Annotated in this window: 26 protein-coding genes; 10 read left to right on the plus strand and 16 right to left on the minus strand. The window is 47.7% G+C overall.

The window, feature by feature from the left end:
• Positions 1–39 precede the first annotated feature (39 nt).
• Positions 40–1,332: a FliC/FljB family flagellin gene (locus tag FEK46_RS22955; RefSeq protein WP_138194834.1), complete on the plus strand. Its 1,293-nt coding sequence runs from the start codon at positions 40–42 to the stop codon at positions 1,330–1,332.
• 470 nt (positions 1,333–1,802) lie between these two features.
• Entirely contained in the window at positions 1,803–2,468 is a 666-nt protein-coding gene (locus FEK46_RS22960) for a hypothetical protein (RefSeq protein WP_135560342.1), read from the plus strand.
• Between the two features lie 36 nt (positions 2,469–2,504).
• Here FEK46_RS22960 and fliR read toward each other — a convergent pair whose 3' ends face one another.
• From fliR to fliF, 13 genes are all read right to left on the minus strand, one after another.
• Positions 2,505–3,284, minus strand: a complete 780-nt coding sequence (gene fliR, locus FEK46_RS22965; protein WP_130209637.1) for a flagellar biosynthetic protein FliR — start codon at positions 3,282–3,284, stop codon at positions 2,505–2,507.
• Between the two features lie 2 nt (positions 3,285–3,286).
• Complete coding sequence (fliQ, locus tag FEK46_RS22970; protein WP_130209635.1) at positions 3,287–3,556, minus strand: flagellar biosynthesis protein FliQ; 270 nt, start codon at positions 3,554–3,556, stop codon at positions 3,287–3,289.
• Positions 3,557–3,568: 12 nt separating this feature from the next.
• Positions 3,569–4,282: a flagellar type III secretion system pore protein FliP gene (gene fliP / locus FEK46_RS22975; protein ID WP_130209659.1), complete on the minus strand. Its 714-nt coding sequence runs from the start codon at positions 4,280–4,282 to the stop codon at positions 3,569–3,571.
• Between the two features lie 49 nt (positions 4,283–4,331).
• A complete protein-coding gene (gene fliO / locus FEK46_RS22980; protein ID WP_130209633.1) occupies positions 4,332–4,751 on the minus strand; it encodes a flagellar biosynthetic protein FliO in 420 nt (139 codons plus the stop codon).
• Entirely contained in the window at positions 4,751–5,137 is a 387-nt protein-coding gene (fliN, locus tag FEK46_RS22985) for a flagellar motor switch protein FliN (protein ID WP_130209631.1), read from the minus strand. The genes fliO and fliN overlap by 1 nt, the downstream gene beginning before the upstream one ends.
• Entirely contained in the window at positions 5,124–6,140 is a 1,017-nt protein-coding gene (gene fliM, locus FEK46_RS22990; RefSeq protein ID WP_130209629.1) for a flagellar motor switch protein FliM, read from the minus strand. Before fliM ends, fliN begins: the two co-directional genes overlap by 14 nt.
• Positions 6,141–6,145: 5 nt before the next feature.
• Positions 6,146–6,682: a flagellar basal body-associated protein FliL gene (gene fliL, locus FEK46_RS22995; protein ID WP_240725568.1), complete on the minus strand. Its 537-nt coding sequence runs from the start codon at positions 6,680–6,682 to the stop codon at positions 6,146–6,148.
• A gap of 340 nt (positions 6,683–7,022) precedes the next feature.
• Entirely contained in the window at positions 7,023–8,252 is a 1,230-nt protein-coding gene (locus FEK46_RS23000; RefSeq protein WP_165383339.1) for a flagellar hook-length control protein FliK, read from the minus strand.
• A gap of 1 nt (position 8,253) precedes the next feature.
• Complete coding sequence (fliJ, locus tag FEK46_RS23005; protein WP_130209625.1) at positions 8,254–8,697, minus strand: flagellar export protein FliJ; 444 nt, start codon at positions 8,695–8,697, stop codon at positions 8,254–8,256.
• A gap of 2 nt (positions 8,698–8,699) precedes the next feature.
• Complete coding sequence (fliI, locus tag FEK46_RS23010; protein ID WP_130209623.1) at positions 8,700–10,088, minus strand: flagellar protein export ATPase FliI; 1,389 nt, start codon at positions 10,086–10,088, stop codon at positions 8,700–8,702.
• A complete protein-coding gene (locus tag FEK46_RS23015) occupies positions 10,085–10,801 on the minus strand; it encodes a flagellar assembly protein FliH (protein ID WP_130209621.1) in 717 nt (238 codons plus the stop codon). Before FEK46_RS23015 ends, fliI begins: the two co-directional genes overlap by 4 nt.
• Complete coding sequence (gene fliG, locus FEK46_RS23020; RefSeq protein ID WP_130209619.1) at positions 10,788–11,774, minus strand: flagellar motor switch protein FliG; 987 nt, start codon at positions 11,772–11,774, stop codon at positions 10,788–10,790. Before fliG ends, FEK46_RS23015 begins: the two co-directional genes overlap by 14 nt.
• Complete coding sequence (gene fliF, locus FEK46_RS23025) at positions 11,771–13,453, minus strand: flagellar basal-body MS-ring/collar protein FliF (protein WP_130209617.1); 1,683 nt, start codon at positions 13,451–13,453, stop codon at positions 11,771–11,773. The genes fliG and fliF overlap by 4 nt, the downstream gene beginning before the upstream one ends.
• A gap of 301 nt (positions 13,454–13,754) precedes the next feature.
• On the opposite strand from fliF, the gene fliE reads away from it, so the two are divergent.
• The 8 genes from fliE to FEK46_RS23065 all read left to right on the plus strand — a co-directional run bounded on the left by fliE (position 13,755) and on the right by FEK46_RS23065 (position 20,956).
• On the plus strand, positions 13,755–14,090 hold the full coding sequence (gene fliE, locus FEK46_RS23030) for a flagellar hook-basal body complex protein FliE (RefSeq protein ID WP_130209615.1): 336 nt from the start codon (positions 13,755–13,757) through the stop codon (positions 14,088–14,090).
• A 186-nt stretch (positions 14,091–14,276) separates the two neighbouring features.
• Entirely contained in the window at positions 14,277–15,116 is an 840-nt protein-coding gene (locus FEK46_RS23035) for a CheR family methyltransferase (RefSeq protein WP_130209613.1), read from the plus strand.
• A gap of 3 nt (positions 15,117–15,119) precedes the next feature.
• The gene (locus FEK46_RS23040; protein ID WP_130209611.1) at positions 15,120–16,157 is read left to right on the plus strand and encodes a chemotaxis response regulator protein-glutamate methylesterase; all 1,038 of its coding nucleotides are present in this window, start codon (positions 15,120–15,122) and stop codon (positions 16,155–16,157) included.
• Positions 16,158–16,195: 38 nt separating this feature from the next.
• Positions 16,196–16,585 (plus strand): chemotaxis response regulator CheY, encoded by a 390-nt coding sequence (gene cheY / locus FEK46_RS23045; RefSeq protein ID WP_130209609.1) that lies wholly within the window; start codon positions 16,196–16,198, stop codon positions 16,583–16,585.
• 2 nt (positions 16,586–16,587) lie between these two features.
• Positions 16,588–17,229, plus strand: coding sequence for a protein phosphatase CheZ (gene cheZ / locus FEK46_RS23050; protein WP_130209607.1), 642 nt, complete (start codon positions 16,588–16,590; stop codon positions 17,227–17,229).
• A 73-nt stretch (positions 17,230–17,302) separates the two neighbouring features.
• Positions 17,303–18,451 (plus strand): flagellar biosynthesis protein FlhB, encoded by a 1,149-nt coding sequence (gene flhB / locus FEK46_RS23055; protein WP_130209605.1) that lies wholly within the window; start codon positions 17,303–17,305, stop codon positions 18,449–18,451.
• Entirely contained in the window at positions 18,444–20,540 is a 2,097-nt protein-coding gene (gene flhA / locus FEK46_RS23060) for a flagellar biosynthesis protein FlhA (protein WP_130209603.1), read from the plus strand. The genes flhB and flhA overlap by 8 nt, the downstream gene beginning before the upstream one ends.
• Entirely contained in the window at positions 20,540–20,956 is a 417-nt protein-coding gene (locus FEK46_RS23065; protein ID WP_130209601.1) for a flagellar protein FlhE, read from the plus strand. Before flhA ends, FEK46_RS23065 begins: the two co-directional genes overlap by 1 nt.
• Before the next feature lie 62 nt (positions 20,957–21,018).
• On the opposite strand, the gene FEK46_RS23070 is transcribed toward FEK46_RS23065, so the two are convergent.
• The 3 genes from FEK46_RS23070 to FEK46_RS23080 form a co-directional block, all read right to left on the minus strand.
• Positions 21,019–21,555, minus strand: a complete 537-nt coding sequence (locus FEK46_RS23070) for a winged helix-turn-helix domain-containing protein (RefSeq protein ID WP_165382798.1) — start codon at positions 21,553–21,555, stop codon at positions 21,019–21,021.
• A 486-nt stretch (positions 21,556–22,041) separates the two neighbouring features.
• Positions 22,042–23,382: a hypothetical protein gene (locus tag FEK46_RS23075; protein WP_135560343.1), complete on the minus strand. Its 1,341-nt coding sequence runs from the start codon at positions 23,380–23,382 to the stop codon at positions 22,042–22,044.
• Positions 23,383–24,041: 659 nt separating this feature from the next.
• Positions 24,042–24,230 carry a hypothetical protein gene (locus FEK46_RS23080; RefSeq protein ID WP_130209595.1) on the minus strand — a complete coding sequence of 63 codons (189 nt, stop codon included), beginning with the start codon at positions 24,228–24,230 and terminating at the stop codon, positions 24,042–24,044.
• Between the last annotated feature and the right edge of the window lie 126 nt (positions 24,231–24,356).

Genomic DNA, 24,356 nt, shown 5'->3' on the forward strand with positions numbered 1-24,356 from the left:
GGGCGGATCGCACCGCCAGGTTTTAATTGAGGATATATCATGTCACAGGTCATTAATACCAACGCACTGAGCCTGGTTGCACAGAACAACCTGAACAAATCTCAGTCCACTCTCGGCACTGCGATCCAACGCCTGTCTTCTGGTCTGCGTATTAACAGCGCAAAAGACGATGCTGCTGGCCAGGCTATCAGCAACCGTTTCACCGCCAGCATCTCTGGTCTGACTCAGGCTTCCCGCAACGCTAACGACGGTATCTCCATCGCTCAGACCACTGAAGGTGCGCTGAACGAAGTGAACGACAACCTGCAGAACATCCGTCGTCTGACTGTTCAGGCGCAGAACGGCACTAACTCCGATTCTGACCGTCAGTCCATCCAGGACGAAATCAATGCCCGTCTGGATGAAATCGACCGCATCTCCAATCAGACTGAATTTAACGGCGTTAAAGTTCTCAGCCAGGATCAGTCTCTGTCTATTCAGGTAGGTTCTAACGATAGCGAAACTATCAGTATCGATCTGAGCAAGATGGATGCCGGCACCCTCGGGATGACTGATTTCAACGTGGCTGGCGGTATTAATGCCGCAACCCTGAATACAACAGGCGCCAATGTGAATGTTGATGAAGGCTATAAGTATGATGTAGCTAATGTCACAGACACAGGTGCAGCTGCCAAGGCGGATAATATTGTTAAAGATGGTGCAACTGGTAAAATCTACGCCCAGATTGGTACAGATGCCGATCCGGCAAATAATAAGTACTATGAAATTATGGATGACGGTAAAGGCGGTATGACCTTCGATAGTACTGGTGCGGATAAAGGTTTTACTACGGCTACAGCACCTACATCAGTAAAAGACCAGGAAGCTTATCACTCTACACAAGTAACAGGTGTACCGGCCGGTACCACCCTGAAAGACGATGGTAAAGGTAACTACTATCTGGAAGATGCTACGGGTAATTTAACCAATGCCAAACTGGATACCACCAACGATAAGGCTGGTAATTTCACTGCGACCATCACTGATTTAAAAACCGCAGTTAACACCAAACCAGCAACCACCGATCCGCTGAAAGCTATCGATGCCGCGCTGTCTCAGGTTGACAAACTGCGTTCTGGCCTCGGTGCCGTACAGAACCGTTTCGATTCTGTTATCAGCAACCTGAACAACACCGTTAACAACCTGTCTGAGTCTCGTTCTCGTATCCTCGACGCTGACTTCGCGTCTGAAGTATCTAATATGAGCCGCGCTAACATCCTGCAGTCTGCCGGTACTTCTGTTCTGGCACAGGCCAACCAGGTTCCGCAGAACGTTCTGCAGCTTCTGCGTTAATGTGCACCCCCACGGCAGAATGATTCTGCCTCGTGCCCCCCCAACCAGCCCAGTTCTTCCTCCTGGGCTGGTTTTTTTATAATTAAACACCCACAATTTTCTTCGTCAGCGCGTAGTCGATTAATAACCAGGATTGTGATTTTTCTGATAAGAACACTGACTGCAAATAAATCAGGGGAAAATAATTATGCATGAACGCGTTGGGTGAAATATAAATCATAGTATAAACGAACGCTCAAACATTGCCGCAATCCTTTGACTCCTGACTAATAATCACCAGACCTTAGTATTAAACTATAATTATATTCCGCATCGAATTATCCTAATCAGGATTTACTTAATGTGGTGTATTATACTTACCACTAAGGATGTTAAATTTGTCAGATACCCCAAAAAGTAACCTTTTATTTTAAATGCTGACGAACAACGTCAACTAAGTAATCAGGAAAATACGCGAGGACCGCGCACTAATGGAAAGCTGTACTAATTCTACACCACCTGTATTTGTCATGGCCCTGTGTGAGTATTTCACATTTGGGATGAAGAATCTTTTCTCCGACAACAACATTAATCTGTCGTTTATTCATCGAATTGATCAAGTCACTATCGGTATGGATGACACGCTAACCATTATGCTAGTGCTTGATATGTCAGGGACGGAATCGCTGCGTATCTTCAAAGACGCCGTCGACTTTCTCATCCAGATTAACAGCCGTAAACGCGTTGGCGTGCTGGTCAGCCGTTATAACTCCTATCTGACGTATTACATCTCGCGCAAGTTTGCTGGTAAGGTGACTTTTTTTAACTCCCATAACCTACGCTCCGGTCTTTTTCAGCGTAACTTCCAGACCTGGCTACGGGGTAAAACATTCCGTCCTATGCATACGATTAATCGCTACCGGGACGAACGTTATGGTTTTTCCCTGAAAGAATGGATTTGTCTGGTGCTTCCCCTTGCCGGGGAATCAATAGGCGAAATGTCCCGATGCATGAAAATACCGGAACCGACGCTGTATCAGATCAGACGCGGCGCGCTAAAAAAATTAGGGCTGAATTCCTACCGGCAATTCTGTGAACTGTATATCAGAGGGGAAATCCGCACGGAAAACGACAAAATTTTAAGGCAGAAATACTGACGCGTTTTTCGAGTTCACAACGGCTGCGAGGCAGAGCTATCTCATCGCGGCCATAATTTGCAGAAGATTGTCAAAGATGGTGGCCATCAGGTTTTCAAAAAGTGGGCCAAAGGAGTACATCATCAGCGATAGCGCCAGCAATCCAACGCTAAGTGAAATAGGGAAACCGATCACAAAAACAGAAAGTTGCGGCGTCAGACGGTTAATAATACCAAGTGTCAGGTTAATACAGAGCAGTAACGCCACAATAGGTAACGCCAGTATCAAACCGCTACTGAAAATAAGCCCCGCCAGTTTTACAAAAGCCAGATAAGCAGACGCATTGGGTAACGTAGCCACAACGGGCAAAATATCAAAGCTGCGGGCGATAATCTCCAGAAGGTAAAGATGTCCGTTGGCGATTAAAAAGATCAGCGTAGCCAGTAAATTCAGAAAGCGGGCGACCACAGGCATATTCTGTCCACCGGCCCGGTCATAGAAGGTGGCAAATGAAAGTCCCATCTGCAGGCCGATAAGTTCGCCAGCGTGGCGGACAGCCACAAAAATCAACTGAATGATCAACCCGGTGATAAGGCCAATAATGAGCTGCCCCGCTCCCGTCAGAAATCCCTCATACGAAACAATACGAATATTGCTGTCAGGCAATATGGGGGCTATCTGAAAGGCTATCAGTGCCGACAGTGCAATTTTGACCTTTTTGTTGATCGATTTGTCATTAAAGATCGGCGCTGACGTAAAAAGAGCCAGAATACGCAAAAACGGGAAGAAATACTGACCGATATGCAGGTAGAGATCAGCCAGAGACAGAGTGAGCATAACTAGCGAATCAGATAAGGCAGGCTGTTAAACAACCCGTGCATATAATCAAGCATAACGCTTAACATCCAGGGACCAAGAGCAATAATGACCACCACAATCAGAAGGATCTTGGGAATAAAAGACAATGTCATCTCGTTTATTTGCGTGGACGCCTGAAGAATGCTGATAACCAACCCGGCAACCAGAGACGCCAGCAATAACGGCGCGGCAATCATCAGACCGACTTTAATGGCCTGGAATCCCATCGCCATGACTTGTTCTTCTGTCATCTCTTTTCCTCGTCAGCTAAAAAAACTTTGAGCCAGTGAACCAATCAACAACTGCCAGCCGTCGACCAGAACAAACAGCATCAATTTAAAAGGTAATGAGATTGTCGCTGGCGGCACCATCATCATCCCCAGCGCCATCAAAACACTGGCGACCACAAGGTCGATAATCAAAAACGGTATAAAGATGGTAAAGCCAATCTGGAAACCTGTTTTCAGTTCACTGGTGACAAACGCCGGAACCAGCAGACTTAACGGTACATCTTCCGGTCCGGCGAAGTTTTGCTGATGAGCGATGCGGGTATACAACGCCAGATCATCCTGACGCGTTTGTTGCAACATAAATTCCCGCAGCGGCTGAATACCTTTATCGATGGCGACCTGAGCGGTGATTTTATCCTGACTTAAAGGCATCCATGCGTCGTCATAGATTTTATTAAACACGGGCGACATGACATAAAAAGTGAGGAACAGCGCCAGACCTAACAGCACCTGGTTTGGTGGTGTTGATGACGTTCCCAACGCGTTACGCAGCAATCCCAACACAATGATGATGCGTGTAAAACCGGTCATCATCAGCAAAATAGCGGGTAGAAAGGTCAGCGATGTCAGCAGGACCAGCGTCTGTACCGGTAAAGACCAGCCTTCCCCACCCGCCGGGCGAGTTAACAGAATGTCGCTATTGGCAGCGAATGCGCTATGTACAGGCAATCCGATGCCAAACACCATGACCAACAGGCCACAGATAATCGACATTACCCGCCATGATGGTTTTATTTTATTGTGACTTGCCATAACGCCCCCGCAGACTGTTTGCCAGCACTGTCTGAAAACAGTCAACCAGCGAGCTACGGGACTGCGGTTGATCAACAGCCGCAAAATTTTCTTCGACCGTTTTTTTGTCGATGGCGCTCAGACAGGAGATCTTTTCTGCCGTCACGCCAAGCAGTAACCATTGATTTCCCACTTCCACAAGAACCAGGCGTTCACGCGGCCCCAGAGACTGGCTGAATTTAATATTTAACAGCGCATTGCGGCCATTTTTTTTCCCTGAAATACCGCCAGAACGACGTAAATACCAGAGTAAAAGAAGTAACCCGAATATTATCAGGCAGAGGATACCGCCGGTATGCATCCATACCGACGACATGCTGGTTGTTGAAGCGGTGGGTAAAACTGTATGGGTACTATTGATCATTATCTGCTCAGGCGATAAATACGTTCAGATGGCGTAATAATATCGGTAATACGAATACCGAATTTATCCGACACCACAACCACTTCTCCCTGTGCAATAAGATAACCATTAATCAAAATATCCAGAGGTTCACCTGCCAGACCTTCCAGCGCAACCACAGACCCCTGGCTCAGTGCCAGAAGTTCCTTGATGGTCATACGGGTTCTGCCAAGTTCTACCGTCATTCTGACCGGAATATCCATAACCAGATTCAGGTCAGAGGCAATAGCTTTCGCCCCGTCCATCACGCCCGTCGTTCCTGCGGATTCGCGCTGTTCTTCCAGTGCGTCTGCCCAGGCCGTATCTGCGGGAGTAGAGGTAGTGCCCGCCTGTTCATTCTTGCTCATGCGAGCTCTCCTTAGAAAAAGGTGCTAATGCTGTATTAAAAAGTTCTTCTACCTGCAAGGCGTACTGATTGCTTGCACTGCCATATTTCCCGGACAGTACCCGTACGCCATCAACATAAGCTTCAGCGATTTCAGGTTTATCTAACGGCAAAACATCGTGTTGCTTCAGGCTCATAATTTGTGACAGTCGCATCTGGACGTCGGATAAATTCACCACCAGTTCCAGTTCCGTATTTCTGACCTGTGAAGCCAGCGTATTACGCCAGTTTTGATCTTCCTGCCAGGCGTTTTCCTGTGGTGGACTGGTAAGCAAAGAACGTATTGGCTCAATAACGTTGAAAGGGATGCAGATATCCATCTGGACGCACTCTGAACCCAGTTCGATATAAAACGGTGTAGTAATCACAATATCATTCGGTGACGACGTAATATTGGTGAATTTCACCTGCATTTCTGAGCGAATATATTCTGTTTTAAGACCATAAACCGTACTCCAGGCAAAGTCATAAGACTCCAGAGCAATTGACAATATACGCTGAATAATACGTTGTTCAGTGGGGGTAAACTCCCGCCCATCCGCTTTTGTTTTAAAACGTCCGTCACCGCCAAATAAATTTTCCACCAACATAAACACCATATTGGGAGAAAAGACGAACAGTGCCGTCCCGCGCAAAGGTGACAGATGAATCAAATTAAGATTGGTCATCACAGGCAAGTTACGCGCAAATTCATGATAAGGCTGTACCCGAATATTACCGGTAGTGACGTCCAGACTGCGGTGCAACACGTTGAACGCTCCGACACGAAACTGGCGGGCAAAACGTTCATTAATGAATTCCAGCGTGCTGAGTCGTTCATGAACAACGCGTCGTTGCGTCACCGGATCGTAAGGACGGATACCATCCTCAGGAGCCATGGCAGATAGAGTGTTTTCAGATGCGCCGTTACCATCGCCATTCAGAAGACTATCCACCTCATCCTGTGACAAAATATTGTCAGACATAGCGATTACCGTAAAATAAAGATGTTAAATAAAACATCGGTAACTTTAACCGTCTGTTTCCCGGATAGTGGACTTGCCAGTTCTTTTTCAACTTGATGAACCAGTTGCTGTTTACCTTCGCGTGTGCTCAACTCCTCCATCGTCTGCTGTGAAAATAGCATAACAAGGCGGCTACGAATTTCTGGCAGGAAACGTTTTAACAATTCCTGGGAGCGAGGATCTTTCAGACGCAGCGTCAATCCAACATACAGAACATGTTCTGTTCCATCGACACCAGGCTTCAGACTGACAGTAAACGTATCCAAAGGTGTATAAATAGGTATTTCAAACGTTTCCTCTATTTCTTCAATTTCCTGCTCTATTGTGCCTTTTTTAACATTGTTCTTTAAACTCTCCAGTTCTGTCCAGGTATAACCAAAACATGCGCTGGCAAAAACAAATGCCAGGACGGTCAGCGCTATGCGACCTTTGCTTTTTTTGCCACTCTGAGTGGTATCCAGATTCTTTTTTGACATCACAAAAATATACTCAGTAATTTGCACCCCGTTACACCCGGGACAGGTGCTGTATTCTATTACATAACCTGGTATTAATAATCCGGCAAAAAAATGTCGCTGCTGGCATTAAATTGATAGATAGATTTGACTTCAGACAACATTGTAAACGTTTGCCTGCATCCTTAATGAAAATGAATGTTGCAGAAATGATAAAAAAACACCACCTACGTGAGATTTATAACCAGTTGAATTTTAATATAATTAAAGATCAGGATCGATATCAACAGCCCGCAAAGAAGCAAGTTTAAACCCGGAAAAAATACCACCATAATAAAACAACAAAGCCCGGGAACCGGGCTTTCAGATAAATAACAAAATAAATTTATCAGACAAAAGTATTTATTCCGCCGGAACGACTGATCGTATGCAGAATTACGCCTGGTTCATCCGGTACGCTTTCCACACCATCATCGGATTGCATATCCTGTTCTGCTGTCTGATTTTGCGAACCGTTCTCCCACGAAGGTCTGGAGTCCGCAGCAACATTGGTTTGCCCAAGAGAGATCCCTGATTCTGCAAGGGAGTTTCGTAAATGAGGCATCGCCGTTTCAAGCGCAGCGCGAACCTGATGGTCGGCTGCGGCAAAATGAAGCTGCACCTGATCATTATTTATCCGCAGACTAATATGCAGACTACCAAGATCTTCCGGGTGCAATCTCAGCTCCGCATGATGAATCCCTTCACGAGTAAAGCAAGCCAACTGCTGACTCAAATTCTGCTGCCATTCCGTAGTCCCCACAGACGCTGTCAATACAGAGGGCTGCGCAGATGGGGATACCCCCACAGGCTCACGGATTTGAATGCTCATATCCCCAATGGTTGGGATATGAAAAGCATCCGCTGTATGACTTTCCTGATGTTGTACAGGCATCTGTTCCGTCGGTTGATTCGCCACCGCCGAATCCAGAGACGTTGCCAATTGTTCCGATGACTGAGGCAGTGTATGACCGGTATTGGTGGCCGACTCAAGATGCAAGGAATCGGGTTTTAATGGCAGCGATGAAGATGGATGAGCAACCGGTTTACCGACTTTCCCCGCAAACTCTGAATAGGCAACGGCTTTATTCAACGTTTGCGAATGGCTGGTATCGAAAGCATTATTTTGTACTTCATCCCCATTCTGTTCCGCTAAAAGTTCAGTTTCAGGCAAACTAACATCGGAACTCCCCTTTTCCGTTTGGGACGCCACATTTTCAGGCGACACCGACGTATTTTTCAGGGCGGTAACCAGTCCATTGCCTTCAAACATCGGTGACGCTGTCATTTCCTGGTTTATACCTGTTTCTGGTAATGGTGTACTTTGCGCCGGAAGCAGGTAAAACAGATTATCCATGACACCAGAGTGCTCCCCTTCAGGCGATCCTTTCCCTTTTTCTTCCTCGTTCGGTAACAGATTTACTGTCCCTTCCGACGGAAGATGAGGCTTCGGGATGGCGCCAGGAAGCAGTTTGCTGTCGAGTTCTGCGGCAAATGATGACGTGTCTGTGTCATTCTGCGTTACAGCGTGTCCATGCCCCAGATTGCCAGTATTCATAGGTAAAGAAATTACCTGCATTTTATTTTCCCCTCTGGCTGGCGCGGCGGGCAAATTCATCCATCATTTTTTGTTCCTGTCGGTTTTCTTTCAATATACGCTGGGCTTCGGCCCGGCTTTTTAATGTTTCAAATGCGTTTAACCGCTGACGATCTTTTTGCCAGTCACTGAGCGAGGCATCGACAATCTGTTGGCTGTTGTTCACCTGGTTTACCTGCTGCAAAACGACCTTTTCCAGCGCACCAATAAAACTTTGCCATGACTGGAGCGTAGACACTGACATCCCCTTATCGGCAATGGTGTTTTGCAGTTGGCGACGATATTCAGATTCGTATGTCTGTAATTGTTGTAAACGTGAGACTTCATTCTCATGCGACTGGCGCGCACGCCCCAGTCGCACCGTGGTGTCATTGAGTTTCTTTTCGGCCAGATCCCGCAAAACATCCATTGGTGCTGACGTTGCCATGATTATTCACCTGCTTCAGGGCCTCTGTTATCCGGGAATAACGCATCGAGCTGGCGACATGAAACATCATATTCCTGGCGTTCATGGATGCCCTGTTGCAGATAGCGTTCCATTTCTGGATATAAGGTGATCGCCTGATCCAGTAAAGGATCGCTGCCTCTGGCATACGCCCCTACGCTGACCAAATCCCGGTTCCGCTGCCACGAGGACAGAAGTTGTTTAAAACGCTGTACCTTTTTAAATTGCGCTGGTTGCGTAATTTCCGTCATCACACGGCTGATAGAAGCTTCAATATCAATGGCCGGATAGTGGCCTGATTCCGCCAGTCGGCGTGACAGAACAATATGTCCGTCGAGAATGGCACGAGCGGAGTCCGCAATCGGGTCCTGCTGATCGTCGCCTTCCGTCAATACGGTATAGAATGCAGTGATTGATCCACCGCCACGGATACCATTTCCGGCTCTCTCCACCAGGGCCGGTAAACGGGCGAAAACAGAAGGCGGATAGCCTTTGGTTGCTGGCGGTTCGCCAATGGCTAATGCTATCTCACGTTGCGCCATCGCATAACGCGTCAGCGAATCCATGATCAGCAACACATTTAATCCACGGTCACGGAAATCTTCCGCAATACGGGTTGCATATACCGCCCCCTGCATACGCAGTACCGGCGATACATCGGCAGGCGCAGCAATAACCACCGAACGCTGTAAGCCATCCTTTCCGAGGATATTTTCAATAAAATCTTTGACTTCACGGCCTCGTTCGCCGATGAGTCCCACAACCACCACATCAGCGGTGGTATAGCGCGCCATCATGCCTAACAGGACACTTTTCCCGACACCGGACCCCGCGAACAGCCCCATACGCTGGCCTCGTCCCACGGTCAGTAACCCATTGATCGCCCGAACGCCGACATCAAGCACATTGCGAATAGGATCGCGTTGTAACGGGTTAAACGGAGCGGTAAATAATGTTGCCCGATCACTATTACTGGGAGGAGGAAGGCCATCCAGTGGTCGCGCACTGGCATCCAGCACACGCCCCAATAATCCAGGCCCAACAGGAAGCTGCTTGCCTTGTGTTAACTTATCACCGCTATCCGGCGCCCAGACTCTGGCGCCAGGCAAGATGCCGTCCACATGTTCCAGCGGCATCAGATACAGCGTTTGTCCACTGAAACCAACAACCTCACTTTCTACACAACGAATACCATCCGGGCCGTCACGTTCAACAATGCACAGCGTTCCGATGGGTAATTTTAGTCCGGTGGCTTCCATCACCAGTCCAGTCGCGCGGATCAGCCTGCCGTACTGACGAAAAGCGGGTAACGTCGTCATCCGCGTTTCTTGCTGTTCCAGAGCACCCAGCCAGTTTTTGAGATGCGAAGTCATACACCGCCCCTGTTACGAACCAATTGACACAACGACTGCCAGCGGGTTTCCAGCGAGGCATCCAGTTCCCCTTCTTCCGTACTGATCCGACAACCGCCGGGTAGAAGATGAGGATCGGCACACAATTCCCAGTCATAGGCTGAGAGTAACGTCTCAAGCTGCTGGCGTACCTCTTCTGGTTCTTCCGCACTGATGGTCAGGCGAAATTTACCTTTCAGTAAACTATCTTCGTTGAGTAGGGTACGGATGTGATTCATCAGACTGGTATGCATTTTATCCGTAACGCCCTGCCCGCCCAACAGAGTACGCACCGCCATCAGCGCCAGTTGCACCAGGCGGGCAGGAATGACGCTGTCCATGTTTTCAACCGAGATCTGGAAACTTTCCATCACGCGGGAAAACTGTGAATTTAACAGCGATTGTTGAGCATGTATTTCCGCTAATCCTTGCTTAATGCCTTCGGCTTTTCCCTGTTGCAATCCTTCTTCGTAGCCGCGGCGGCGGCCCTCTTCTTCGCCCTTTACCAGTCCCTGCGTAAACCCTTTTTGCCCTTCCTGTTGGCGAACACGAGCAAGCTCTGCCTGCCGGTCCGGGTCAGACATTGGGTCTGCATCTGCATGATTTTCAGACTCCAGGTTTGGCCATGAGGAACTGCCCTGCCCGAGCAGATCATCAGGCCGCCAGGGTTTCCAGGTTGTCTCAGACGTAGACATCCTCACCTCCGCCAATCACCATCTCTCCGACTTCCACCAGACGACGTACCACCAACAGAATGGATTTCTGTTCTGCTTCAACCTGGGTCATACGTACCGGACCACGGGAATTGAGATCATCACGCATAATTTCAGCCTGACGTTTGGACATGTTGCTGAAGAACTTCTCACGCAGCGCCTGATCAGCGCCTTTCAACGCAACCAGCAGAGACTCGCCATCGACTTCCTGCAGCAGGCGCTGGATGCTGCGGTCGTCCATATCCACCAGATTTTCGAACAGGAACATCTCGTCAATAATTTTTTGCGCCAGTTCAGGATCAAATTCACGGAATGCAGTAAGCGCCGCTTCTTCCTGCTGAGTTTTCATCAGGTTGAGAATTTCAGCCGCCGGACGAACACCACCCATATTGTTGCGCTTCAGTGACTGACCGTGGAGCAGATTGTTCAGTACATCCGTCAGTTCTTGCAGTGCCACCGGCTGGACGCCGTTAAAGGTGGCAATACGCAACATAATGTCGTTACGTTCGCGTTCTTCGAATTTCGCCAGTACGCTTGCTGCCTGAGCGCGTTTCAGATGCACCAGAATGGTCGCAATAATCTGCGGATGCTCTTCCCGAATCAGGTCATACACCATATACGGTTCCATCAGACCCAACGTATCGATACCGTTGTTTTCACTATGGGCATCCAGCAGATTATCCAACAAGGCTTCGGCCTGGGATTCACCCAGCGCTTTCACCAGAACATTGCGTAAATACTCATCCGCATTGATGCTGATGGACGCATACTCTTCTGAATCGCGTTTGAATTCACTCAGCACCTGAGCAATCTGCTCATGGGTATAAGAGTGAATACTGACAATAGCAGTGCTTATCTGTGCCACCTCCTGAGGACTGAGATGGCGGAAGACGTCGGCGGCGCGGTCATCGCCGAGCGTTAGCATAATAATGGCGCTTCGCATGGCAGCATTCATGATGGTTTCTGCTCCTTATTCATCCACTGGCGAATAACCAGTGCAATAATCTGCGGTGCCTCATCGGCCATTTCACGCAGTTGCTGAGTAGTAAGCTCGGTATCCATGCGCTGTTGAGCCTTGGCAAGTTCGCTGTGTTCTTTTTTCTGCCGCTGCGCCGTTGCTTCGGCCTGACGTGCTTCTTTTTCCATTTCGAGCCGCTGGAGCAGCATTTCCTGATGTTTCACCCAGAATGGCCATACGGCTTTACGCCACAGCATCCAGGCAACCAGAGCGACTAAAAGATAACGCAGTACGCTAAGAACTAACTGAATGACATCCTGCTGTTGCCACAGTGGAAGAGCGACATCTTTGTCTGACTGGCTAAATGGTGTGTTAACCACATTTACCGAATCCCCACGGGAAGCGGTATAGCCCATTGCCTCTTTAACCAGATCGTTGATTTGCTTCATCTGCGCTGGCGTCAGAGCCGCCGGTTCTCCGGCTTTTCCTGGCAGATAATTGATAACAACCGCGACCGACAAACGTTCCACATTACCCGTGTTGCGGGTGATATGTTTTAGCGTTCTGTCCAGCTCGTAATTGGTAATGTCGTCATGGTTCTGACTGTAAGGTTGTAGGTTTTGGCTTACCGTCTGAGGCGCCGGGCGTGTCGCGCTATCTTTGGCGCCGCGTGCTGGCGTTGAGGTGGTAATCGGTGCGGTGGCGGCCGTAGGCGGTAGATTACTTAACGCGCCAGGTACTCCTCCAACGCTGCTTTTCCCGCCCTGTTCATCATGAACAACGTGGCGGCTGCGGATAGACATCTTGTCTGGCGACGTGTTGGGGGCATATTCCTCAACAGTTTGCTCATTCTGGGTGAAATCCACTTGCGCCGTAACTTGCGTACGAACGTTGGCGCTGCCTACAACGGGTGTCAGAATTGCCTGAATACGGTTTTGATAGTCATCTTCAACTTCGCGGATATATTTAAGCTGTGTTGTCTGGGTATTGTGAGTGTCACTGCCGGAAAGCAAATGGCCAGACTGATCCACAATGGTGACATGAGCGGCATCAAGGCCAGAAACCGCGCTGGCTATCATGTAACTGATGGCGTTGACTTGGCCTTCATCCAGTGTTCTGCCATTTTGTAAAGTAAGAGTCACTGAAGCAGTAGGCGCTTTTTGTTCGCGGACAAACAGTGACGGTTTCGGTATTGCCAGATGAATACGGGCGCTCTGTACTGGACCTAACGTCTCAATAGTACGAGCCAGTTCACCTTCAAGCGCACGCTGGAAGTTAACCTGCTCGTTAAACTGGCTAATACCAAATTTTTCCTGGTCGAGCAGTTCAAACCCTACAGAGCCACCTTTCGGCAATCCCTGCTGTGCGAGTTTAAGACGGACCTCATAAACCTGGTCTTCCGGGATCATGATGGCGCCGTTATGGTCAGCAAAGCGATAAGGAACCTGCATCTGGCTAAGCTGAGTGACAATCGCTCCACCGTCCTGTTCGCTAATATTACTGTAGAGAACTCGATAAACTGGCCCTTGCATCCAGAATAGCAAGGCGACAACAATTGAAATTGCTGCCGCCGCTGTGATCATAAAAATAATTCTGGGATTTGCCCGAATTCGTTCCAGTAGTGCCTTAAAATCAAAGGGACTATTTTTTTTATTACCCTGGGTTGTGGCATTCATGCCATATTCCTGTAAAGTTAAATGGTACGACTTCAACGCAGGTGTCATATTGCAGATGCAGATGAACAAACTGGTGATGAGTATTATTCGCGACAATTTTTCATTTCAGAAAATTTGCCAGATAAGAATTATCGCCTGAAACAGCCCTAAACCTAATCTGCAATAAGAACAGGTTTATGCTGACTTTTCCCACAATGCTGCTGAACTTCCGCCATGATAAAGTACGCCTAAATTAAACAGAGCTGATAAGACATCAGTATCAACTATCTGTTGTTAAGTGTCAGTAAGGTGAAATAACAATATGTCCCTAAATACAATCAATGGGGTAGTAAATCAGATCCAGCGTCAGGCAGGCCAGGTTTCTGCAATGCAGAATCAGCTTGCTCTGACAGAATCAAATGACACAGAAAATAAAACGCAATTTTCTGATGTGTTATTTAACAGCCTCAATAATATCAGCCAGCTCCAGAATCAGGCCAAACAAGGCTCTGAAGACTATCTGGCAGGCGTGCCGGGAGTTGGCTTAAATGATGTTATGGTTTCGATGCAGAAGTCATCTGTAGCACTTAACCTTGGTGTTCAGGTACGCAATAAAATGGTTAGCGCGTATCAGGACATCATGAATATGGGTGTCTGATTGTCGATTTTTCGTTTTAGTCACTCCGTTAATCCTGATTGTTATTTTCTGTTTTCCCGTATCACCTGATCACCGCCTGGCTGTGTTTATGATCGGGTGATACGTATTGAAACCCCAATCATGTGTTGAAAATAACTCTCTATCCCCCGCTAAATGCGGAAACACTGAGAAATAAAATTCCGCAATATGGCTAATCACTCTGAATTCCCTGCGCAAACTCTGAACACTCTCACGGATAAAGATTTAGCACGTGTCAGCGAGCTAATTTACCGCCGTGCAGGTATTGTCCTGAATGGTCAAAAAAAAGATATGGTCTATAATCGTTTATCCCGCCGAATCACTCAGCTAGGGATAAACAGCTTCAGTGAGTATATGGCACTGCTTGAAAGCAGCTCTGATGCGCCGGAATGGCAGACATTTGTCAACTCGCTGACCACTAACCTGACCTCTTTTTTTCGTGAAGCGTACCATTTCCCTATTCTTGCAGAACATGCGCGGAGTCGGCGCGGTATGTATAACGTATGGTGCGCTGCCGCATCCACAGGCGAAGAACCACTGTCAATTGCGATGACGCTGGAAGAAACGCTGGGTCGTAGTATTACGGGGCCTCGCATACTGGCAACGGATATTGATACCGATGTTCTGCGTCATGCCAAAAAAGGAATTTATCAATTATCCGATTTGGCTAGTCTGAATGAAAAACAGAAAAAAGACTGGTTTCTGCGTGGAACAGGAAATCACGGTGATAAAGTAAAGGTAAAAAGGGAACTGTTGGCATCGATTCATTACCAACAGCTGAATCTCGTGGCCCCGCAGTGGGATATTCCTGCACCGTTTGATGCTATTTTCTGTCGCAATGTGATGATTTATTTTGACAGAAATACGCAGGATATTCTTATGCGCCGTTTTGCAGAAATACTGAAACCAGGTGGAATACTTTTTGCGGGTCATTCAGAACATTTTAATACTGCAAATAGTCATTTTCGCCTGCGCGGCCAATCTGTTTACTGCCTGGCAAAGGGGTAACAAATGAAAAAGATAAAAGTGTTGTGCGTGGACGATTCGGCGTTAATTCGCAATATCATGACGCGAATTGTTAATCAACAACCGGATATGGAAATGGTCGCCACGGCGCATGATCCCATCATGGCCCGTGATTTGATTAAACAACATAACCCGGATGTACTGACGCTGGACGTTGAAATGCCGCGCATGGATGGTCTGGATTTTCTTGAACGTTTAATGCGTCTGCGTCCAATGCCGGTATTAATGCTTTCTTCACTGACCAGCAAAGGCTCTGATATCACTATTGCAGCACTGGAACTGGGCGCCGTAGATTTTATTACTAAACCTCAGCAAGGACTTCAGGAAGGGATGGAAAAATACAGCGATATGATCGCTGACAAAATTCGTATCGCGGCAAGCGTGCGGAGTTTCCAGAAAAGAACAGTTCCTCCCGTTATTCGCGCCCCGCTTATTGGCAGTGAAAAAATTATTGCCATTGGCGCCTCTACCGGTGGTACGGAAGCATTAAGCCATGTCCTCTTGCCAATGCCGCCGACATGTCCGGGAATCGTCATCGCACAACATATGCCACCAGGGTTTACCCGTTCTTTTGCCCAGCGTCTGGATAAATCCTGCCTGCTGTCCGTAAAGGAAGCAGAGCATGATGACCGCGTACTACCCGGTCATGCTTATATCGCGCCAGGCGGCAGACATATGGAGTTAATACGTAGCGGGGCTAACTACCATATCAAACTTAGCGATACGCCGCCTGTTAACCGCCATCGTCCGTCGGTAGATACGCTGTTTGAATCCGTTGCCCGAGTCGCAGGACGAAATGCCGTCGGTGTGATCCTGACGGGTATGGGTAACGATGGTGCGAAAGGTCTGCTGGCGATGCGTAACGCAGGCGCCCGAACCCTCGCCCAGAGCGAACGTTCATGTGTGGTATTCGGTATGCCCCGTGAAGCAGTGGCTTTAGAGGCGGTAACAGAAGTCGCCGACCTCGATGATATGAGCCAACAAATTCTCAATAACATAACCGGGCAGTCTCGCCGTATTTAACAGCCTATTTCGTACTTAGAAATTTTTCAGGATATACCATGACAGATAAGAATTTACGTTTCCTCGTTGTTGATGACTTTGCCACCATGCGTCGCATTGTCCGCAATCTCCTTAAAGATCTCGGCTTCAACAATGTTGACGAAGCGGAGGATGGTCATGACGCGCTGACGCGTCTGAAAAAAGAACCATTCGATTTTGTCATTAGTGACTGGAACATGCCGAACATGGACGGTTTGCAGCTGTTGAATGAAATTCGCCAGGATAGTGCGCTTAAAGCGCTGCCTGTGCTGATGGTTACCGCAGAAGCGAAGAAGGAAAACATTATTGCCGCAGCGCAGGCCGGTGCCAGCGGTTATGTGGTTAAGCCTTTTACCGCAGCCACTCTTGAAGAAAAGCTGAACAAAATCTTTGAGAAGCTCGGGGGATAATCATGACCGCGTCTGCGCAACTGCCACCAAAGAATCACGATCCAGACGTCTTTACCCGTATTGGTAATATCACACGGATGCTAAGGGATAGTCTGGTCAGTCTTGGCCTTGAGCGAACCATCATGGATGCGGCTGAAGCGATCCCTGATGCCCGCGAACGTCTGAATTATGTGGCAAAGAAAACATCGCAGGCTGCGGAGCGTGTGCTGAACAGTGTGGAAGAAACAAGACCGATGCAGGACGCTATCTCCAGCGGAGCTGAACAGTTAACACAACGCTGGGATGCCTGGTTTGATGCGCCTGTTGAACTGCCGGAAGCCCGTGAACTGGTAAAAGATACCCGGCATTATCTGAAACAGGCGACCAGTCTGGCCGGTAAAACCAATAATCAACTCATGGAAATCATGATGGCGCAGGACTTTCAGGATCTGACCGGTCAGGTTATCCAGCGCATGATGACCATTATTGAAGTTGTCGAAAAAGAGTTGATTCGGGTACTCGTAGATAACATTCCTGAAGAGACTGTACCGACGAAAGAAGTCGCTAATTCATTAATTAATGGTCCACAAATCGATCAGACCCAGGCAGGTGTAATGACATCCCAGGGCCAGGTTGATGACCTTCTCCAGAGTCTCGGCTTTTAATCTATGTAATGTCATTTTCCTCTGATAACCAGAACTAACGCGGTTAGCAGAGGAACCAGACCCAGGCAGGTGTATGTCAGAAGAAAGCGATCAGGAAAAAACAGAAGAGCCCACAGCTCACCGAAAAGAAGAAGCGCGGAAAAAAGGGCAGATTCCTCGTTCCAGAGAACTCACCTCCCTGCTGATTCTGTTAGCAGGCTGGTCGCTGATGACGGGTAGCGGAGAAAACCTTGCCCGCACGTTATTACAGTTATTGCATTCCGGGTTAACCCTCAACAGACATCAAATTGAGGACCCGTTAAGCATGATTCACCAGCTTTACGACATGCTGGTAATGATGATTCAGGCATTGATGCCCTTTCTGCTTGGGCTGTTTGTAGTGGGGATTGCCTCGCCATTACTGATTGGTGGGCTTCACCTGGGCGGTGGCCTGAAAGTAGATTTAAAACGCTTAAATCCACTTTCAGGAATGAAACGGATGGTTTCAGGGCAAATGGTCGCTGAATTATTAAAAGGATGTCTGAAAGTTACTTTAGTAGGAACAGGCTGTACTTTGTATCTTACTAATAATAAAGAGCATTTCATCCAGTTAGTGAGTGCTCCACTGCCTGAAGCGATTGGCCGCGCGATGGACCTGATTCTGCACTGCCTGATGATGGTACTGCTGTGCATTATCCCGATGGTTGGCTATGACATTTTTAACCAGATCTTCAGCAACCTGAAAAAGCTGCGTATGACCCGCCAGGAAATACGCGATGAATTTAAGCAGCAGGAAGGCGATCCGCACATCAAGAACAGAATCAAGCAGATGCAGCGCGCTATCGCCAGAAGCCGCATGATGTCCGATGTGCCTGAGGCGGATGTGATTGTCAACAACCCAACGCACTACTCCGTCGCCCTGTCCTACAAAGAAAACAGTATGAGCGCACCAATCGTGCTGGCCAAAGGCGCAGGGGAAGTCGCGCTGCGCATCAGAGAGCTGGGGAAAGAACATAAGATCCCGATGCTGGAAGCGCCACCGCTGGCGCGTGCGCTTTACCGACACAGCGAGATTGGCAGACCGATCCCAACAGAACTTTATAGCGCGGTGGCAGAAGTGCTCGCGTGGGTCTACAGCCTGCGTCGCTGGCGCCACACCGGCGAAACCAAACCCGTACCACCCCGGAACCTTCCTGTACCGGAAAAACTGGATTTTAACCACGAGATGAATACCGATGTCTGATATCGCCACTAAATTACGTTTACCACAGTTGAAAGATACCCAGTGGCGAATACTGGCCGGCCCGGTGCTGATCATGATGATCCTCGCCATGATGGTCCTGCCGCTCCCGGCGTTTCTTCTGGACACCCTGTTTACGTTCAATATCGTCCTTTCATTGATGATCCTGCTCGTATCCATGTTCACCAAAAACACGCTGGAGTTCTCGGCATTCCCGACGGTCCTCCTGTTTGCCACCCTGCTTCGACTGGCGCTGAACATTGCTTCGACGCGTATCATCCTGATGGAAGGCCACACCGGCGCTGCAGCGGCGGGTCGCGTCGTGGAGGCGTTTGGTCATTTTCTGGTAGGCGGTAACTTTGCTATCGGCATCGTGGTGTTCGCGATTCTGATCATCATTAACTTTATGGTTATCACCAAAGGTGCCGGACGTATTGCCGAAGTGGGCGCTCGCTTCGTTCTCGACGGGATGCCAGGTAAGCAGATGGCCATTGACGCCGACCTTAACGCCGGTCTGATCGGTGAAGCCGAAGCCAAGCGCCGTCGTAACGAAGTGACCCAGGAATCCGACTTTTACGGCTCAATGGATGGTGCCAGTAAATTCGTGCGCGGCGATGCCATCGCGGGCCTGATGATTATGGCCATTAACATCATCGGCGGCCTCGCTATCGGTGTTCTGCAACACGGCATGGCGATCGGACAAGCCGGTGAAACGTATACCCTGTTAACCATTGGCGACGGTCTGGTTTCCCAGATCCCTGCCCTGATAATCTCCACCGCTGCCGGTGTTATTGTGACGCGCGTAGCGACCGAACAGGATGTCGGGGAGCAAATGGTGGGTCAGTTGTTCCACAATCCTCAGGTAATGCTGCTGGCGGCTGGCGTAATCGGTCTGCTTGGGTTGATCCCTGGTATGCCTAATCTGGTATTTCTGCTCTTTACCGCTGCACTGCTGGGGTTAGCCTGGTGGTTACGCGGTCGCCAGGAGAATAATCAATCGGCCAGCAAAGAAGATAAAACGCGTGATGAAATCCACGCTGAAGCCGCTCACGCTACAGCCGAAGCCTCCTGGGCAGACGTACAGATTGAAGACGTACTGGGGCTGGAAGTGGGCTACCGTTTAATTCCGCTGGTTGATAGCGATCAAAACGGTCAGCTACTGACGCGTATCCGTGGCCTGCGTAAAAACTTTGCGCATGAAATGGGTTTTCTCCCGCCGTCTGTACACATCTGTGACAATCTGAGCCTTGAACCAGGCAGTTATCGTATCCTGCTGAAAGGCGTGGAAATTGGTCATGGCACGATTCACCCTGAACGCTGGATGGCAATTAACCCAGGCTGCGCCGAAGGTGATCTGGACGGAACACCGTGTAAAGACCCGGCATTTGGTTTCCCGGCATGGTGGATTGATGAAGTACAGCGTGAGCAGGCCCAGGTACAGGGCTATACCGTAGTAGACCCGGCCTCCGTCGTAGCAACGCACCTGAATCATCTGATTACCCAGCACACTGGCGAACTGTTTGGCCGCAATGAAGCCCAACTGCTGCTCGATCGCCTTGAAAAAGATATGCCGCGCCTGGTAGATGGTTTAATTCCTGGCGTGATCTCTTTAACGCTGTTCCATAAAGTGCTGCAAAATCTCCTGGTGGAACAAGTTTCTATCCGTGATATGCGCACAATTATCGATACGATGGCTGAATTTGCGCCAACAATCACCGACCCTGATGATTTAACCGCTCAAATCCGTAGCCGCCTCGGTCGGGCAATTACCCAACATTGGTTCCGTAATAATAAAGATATCGACGTGATTGGCCTCGACAGCAACCTTGAGAAGATTCTCCTGCAGGCAATCCAGAACAACAGCATCATTGAACCGGGTATTGCAGACAGCCTGATCCGCCAGACAGAACAGGCTATCCTTGAGCAAAACTCGCGTAATATTCCGCCGGTACTGCTTGTCGCGCCACCGCTCAGAACCATGCTTTCCCGTTTTCTGCGCCGGATTTACCCACAGCTGGTAGTGTTGTCTACGCAGGAGATTGCACATGACCGAATGTTACATATGTCGACCTGCATCGGCGGACAAAAATAATGAAAGCCATTAATACAGCATTTCTGCTGCTGGCGCTCCATTCGTCATTATGCCTGGCTTCCGCAGGAAGCTGGAGCCAGCAGAGCAGCGGTGGCACGCTGACTACAGGCGAAGAATTACTGGTTGGGCGTGTTCTTCACGCCCCCACCGTCGTACCACGTAACGCGCCCGTGAAATATATTACGTGGAAAATAAATCTTCTTACTCCACCGCCACAGGGACTGGAAATCAATTTATGCAGTACGACCTGGTGTCAGCCCCTGCCCGCTCTCGCCGGCCATTTAACACCAGTTCGTCATTTATCGGCAGGCGGCGTTTTTCACTTTATTTATAACGTGCGCTATAAAGGGCAGTTAATACCCTCCATGACGGTGGTGAGAAATCAATTAACAATAGGCTACGGCTCACAATCGTGAGGACTGGCTTTAACATGGCAAGTACCCACCGTCCAGTGCGTCGATGGGTATGAGAAGTCGAATTATTCTCTTAGCGGAAAATCACTATTAAGCGCAGAGATTAACTCTTTCAGAAAATCACATTGGCTACAGTTGCGGTTTGTTTTCGATGCTGCGTAATAGACCGCATCTGACGCCGCAAATTCATAACCGGCTAACGTGCGTTTTTCTGCCATTAACTGTACAGCGTGACAGGGTGTCTGATATCCACTGTTTTTTGTATGGGCATCTGATACTGTGGCGTTAACGTCTATGACGAATCTGTATCCTTTGCCGTAAACAGTTTCAATAAAGATATTTTCTTTATTCTGCCCAAGTGCATTACGAATACGGTAAATGCTTCGCGTCAGCGACTCGTCGCTAACCGCAGAAGACCAGACATCATTAATAATTTTATGTTTACTGACCACGCGTTTTGCATTCGCTAATAAAACCTTAAGCACGCCAGCTTCTTTAGGCGGCAGATAAACTTCTTCCGCTCCGCAACATAAAAAACCGTCGTTTGTAAAAGAGAAATCACCAAACTGGAAAGTAGTATAACGTTCCTGTGTATTAATCATATTCACCATAGCTCCCTTATGTGAATCACTGTGGCGAGAGATATCCCCACCGTTAGCTCTGTTCTGCGCTTTCACAACCGGGCTAAAATAGTGAACAGTAGTTCTTCGTGTGCCGGTTAGTGAATGCTGTTACACCTCACTTGCATCACTGAACTTTATGACAGGATTATCCAATTTTGATGTGATATTATTTTAAATCGCGAATTTAATATGCAACTTGTTGTTTTAAAATGATTATTTATTTTTCGCGTAGCAACATATTACAGTTTAAGAAGTGAATTATGGATTCAAGAGATACGGTAGACGGCATTCTGCTTTCGCTACAGCATATGACATTAATGATAACGACTGAAATACGTGAGAGGGAAAAGAAGGGTCTGCAACACGATTCGGTTTAGTATTAACCGGAATGTTGATTTCATACTGACAGATTTTATTGAAAGAAGTGACCGCATGTGCGGTCACTAAAAAATAGAATAATAAATATTAACGGCATAAAACATCAGTTGGCGAAGGCACACTACTTGTTTGTTTCAATGGGGAGTCTGCGTATACCCCTTGTATTATATGAACCCAGCTATAACGCCCAGTACCACCATATCGATAAGCACCGTCGAGCGTATTTGGCAAATAGGAAATCCCTGCCCAAAGCGCCCCTTCATGCAGTCCATCATAATCCCAATTAAACAGATCATTTCTTGCCAGCCCGTCGTTAGAACCTAACGCTTTTGCTTCCGCCGAATTTATACAAACATTTTCAATACCAGCATATGGTGATACGATTACATTAGAAAATTTAACATAGCTCATAAAACGAAATGATTGAGACATTTGTACAATGCCCGTCATAGTATCAGTAAATTTCATTGAGCCTTCCATACCGACACCTGGTTTATCAGTAATCTGAATTTCCGTATTTGTTGCATCTAATACGATTTTTTGTTCGCCGGCAGGGGTCACACCTTCAACTTTCCAACGATGACTATCCAGTTTTTTCCCATTTGCGCTTGCGAAACCCACGGTACTGTTAATCGGTAAATAAGCACCATGTGCAATAAGCCCAGACCAGTCTCTGGCTTTATTGCTTATTTTATCGTACAGCTCGACTATCGGTGTAACCTTGACTTTTATCCTGGGTAAGACCTCAACATTATTAACGGTTATCACAGATTCAGCCTCTTTATCCTCCGCAGCATCAACGACTTTATCCGGGTGCACAATAACGGTCGTTTGACCGCTACTATCCGTGGTCCCTGAGGTTGTTTTTGCAGAATATCCCGGCTTAATATCAACAATCGCATTACTGACAGGTTCGCCGAGGCTATTGATCAACGTCACGCTGCATTTAATATCGGTATCGGCCAGCCCAACACAATCTGGCAATGATGACTTTGTACTGCTGATTACGCTGTAGGTATCAACAGAACCTGAGGCAATCGCATCCCCCTCAAAGGGAATGGTATTATTACTGTCTGTTCGCGCTGTGACTTGCGCGCGTAGTACATGACCTTTATTTGTTGAAGAGGGTGTGTATTGGGTCGTGGTCTGTCCTGGAATATCCTCCCACTGCCCTGGGGACGTTTCCACCTGCCACTGATACGTCGTCCCTGATGGGGAAGTATCTTCAGTATCACCATCAGGATCGCTGAATCTAGGTTCCAGCGTTAATGTATCCCCTAGGGTAAGTTCAGGGGCAGCCACGGGTTTATGCCCAGTTATCACCAGTGTTTGATCTTTTGCCGTTGTCGCATAAACGGGTATTGAGGTCGTCAGAACTGTCCCGGCAAGCGTCGACAACACAAATAATTGCCGTGTATTAATATTCATTCGATACTCTTTTCATTGCACTACAGAAGAAGCTAGTGGCTCTGTTATTGCCCGGGATTCAGACTGAGAGAAAGATTGAACCAAGCTACAATAGAACTTTAGATAGCGCTGCTGCAACGTAGAAAAGGTATATGACATCTTTTGTAGCATAACAGTTTCAGATTATCCCGCGGGGCTCTTGATACTTTACCAGGCCTGATCAGGCACAAAATAAGTTACTACATTGTACAACAAGTGAGAATAAAGTTAATGCTGTGATATGAGTACATAAAGAAAGGCTAATCACGGTTTAGAGATTATCAGCAACAGTTCATGTATTCACATTACCAGGCATAAGAACAGCTCTTCAGTAATGACAGGAGTAATAGAATCCGGAGAGTGCAGAAAGTGAAAAGAAAATAATTTTAACAACCAGGACATTTATTAACGCAATAAAATTTCTACTGATAAAACAAGTTTTTATAAAATGGATATATCAGCTTTCTTGGTTTAAATACCAGAAATAACCATTGAATACAATACTATGCAGATATCAATTTCAGACATAAAAGCTAAAAATGTACCACATGAAGCATTATCGCAATTATGTCTGTTCCATCGCCAGAAAGCGTATGATATGACAAATTCAGACATTTTGACTAACAAAAGGTGGAGTAACTCTATTTCATAACAGGATTTTTAAAATGAATATCTATGTCTGAAATTTCACCTATGTTTATTAAAATGTGCTTATCATCGTTACTCCTGATAGTCACTCTGGTCTGGACTCTCGTTTCGGCTCCGGCATGAAACGAGACGATTTGCTGAATCTCTTTCATCATATTCTCTAGTGCTTCATAATCGTTCATAGCATCACCTCACAGATTACTTATATTGTTTAATAAATTATCGGCAAAAAGAAGATTTGGATAAGTCGGAAGGTCGAGGCATACCTAACCGTGTAGACGTGTATCTGATCTCCTCCCTGAAAACAG

The organism is Escherichia sp. E4736, from assembly GCF_005781225.1.
In the GTDB taxonomy this organism is placed as follows: Bacteria; Pseudomonadota; Gammaproteobacteria; order Enterobacterales; family Enterobacteriaceae; genus Escherichia.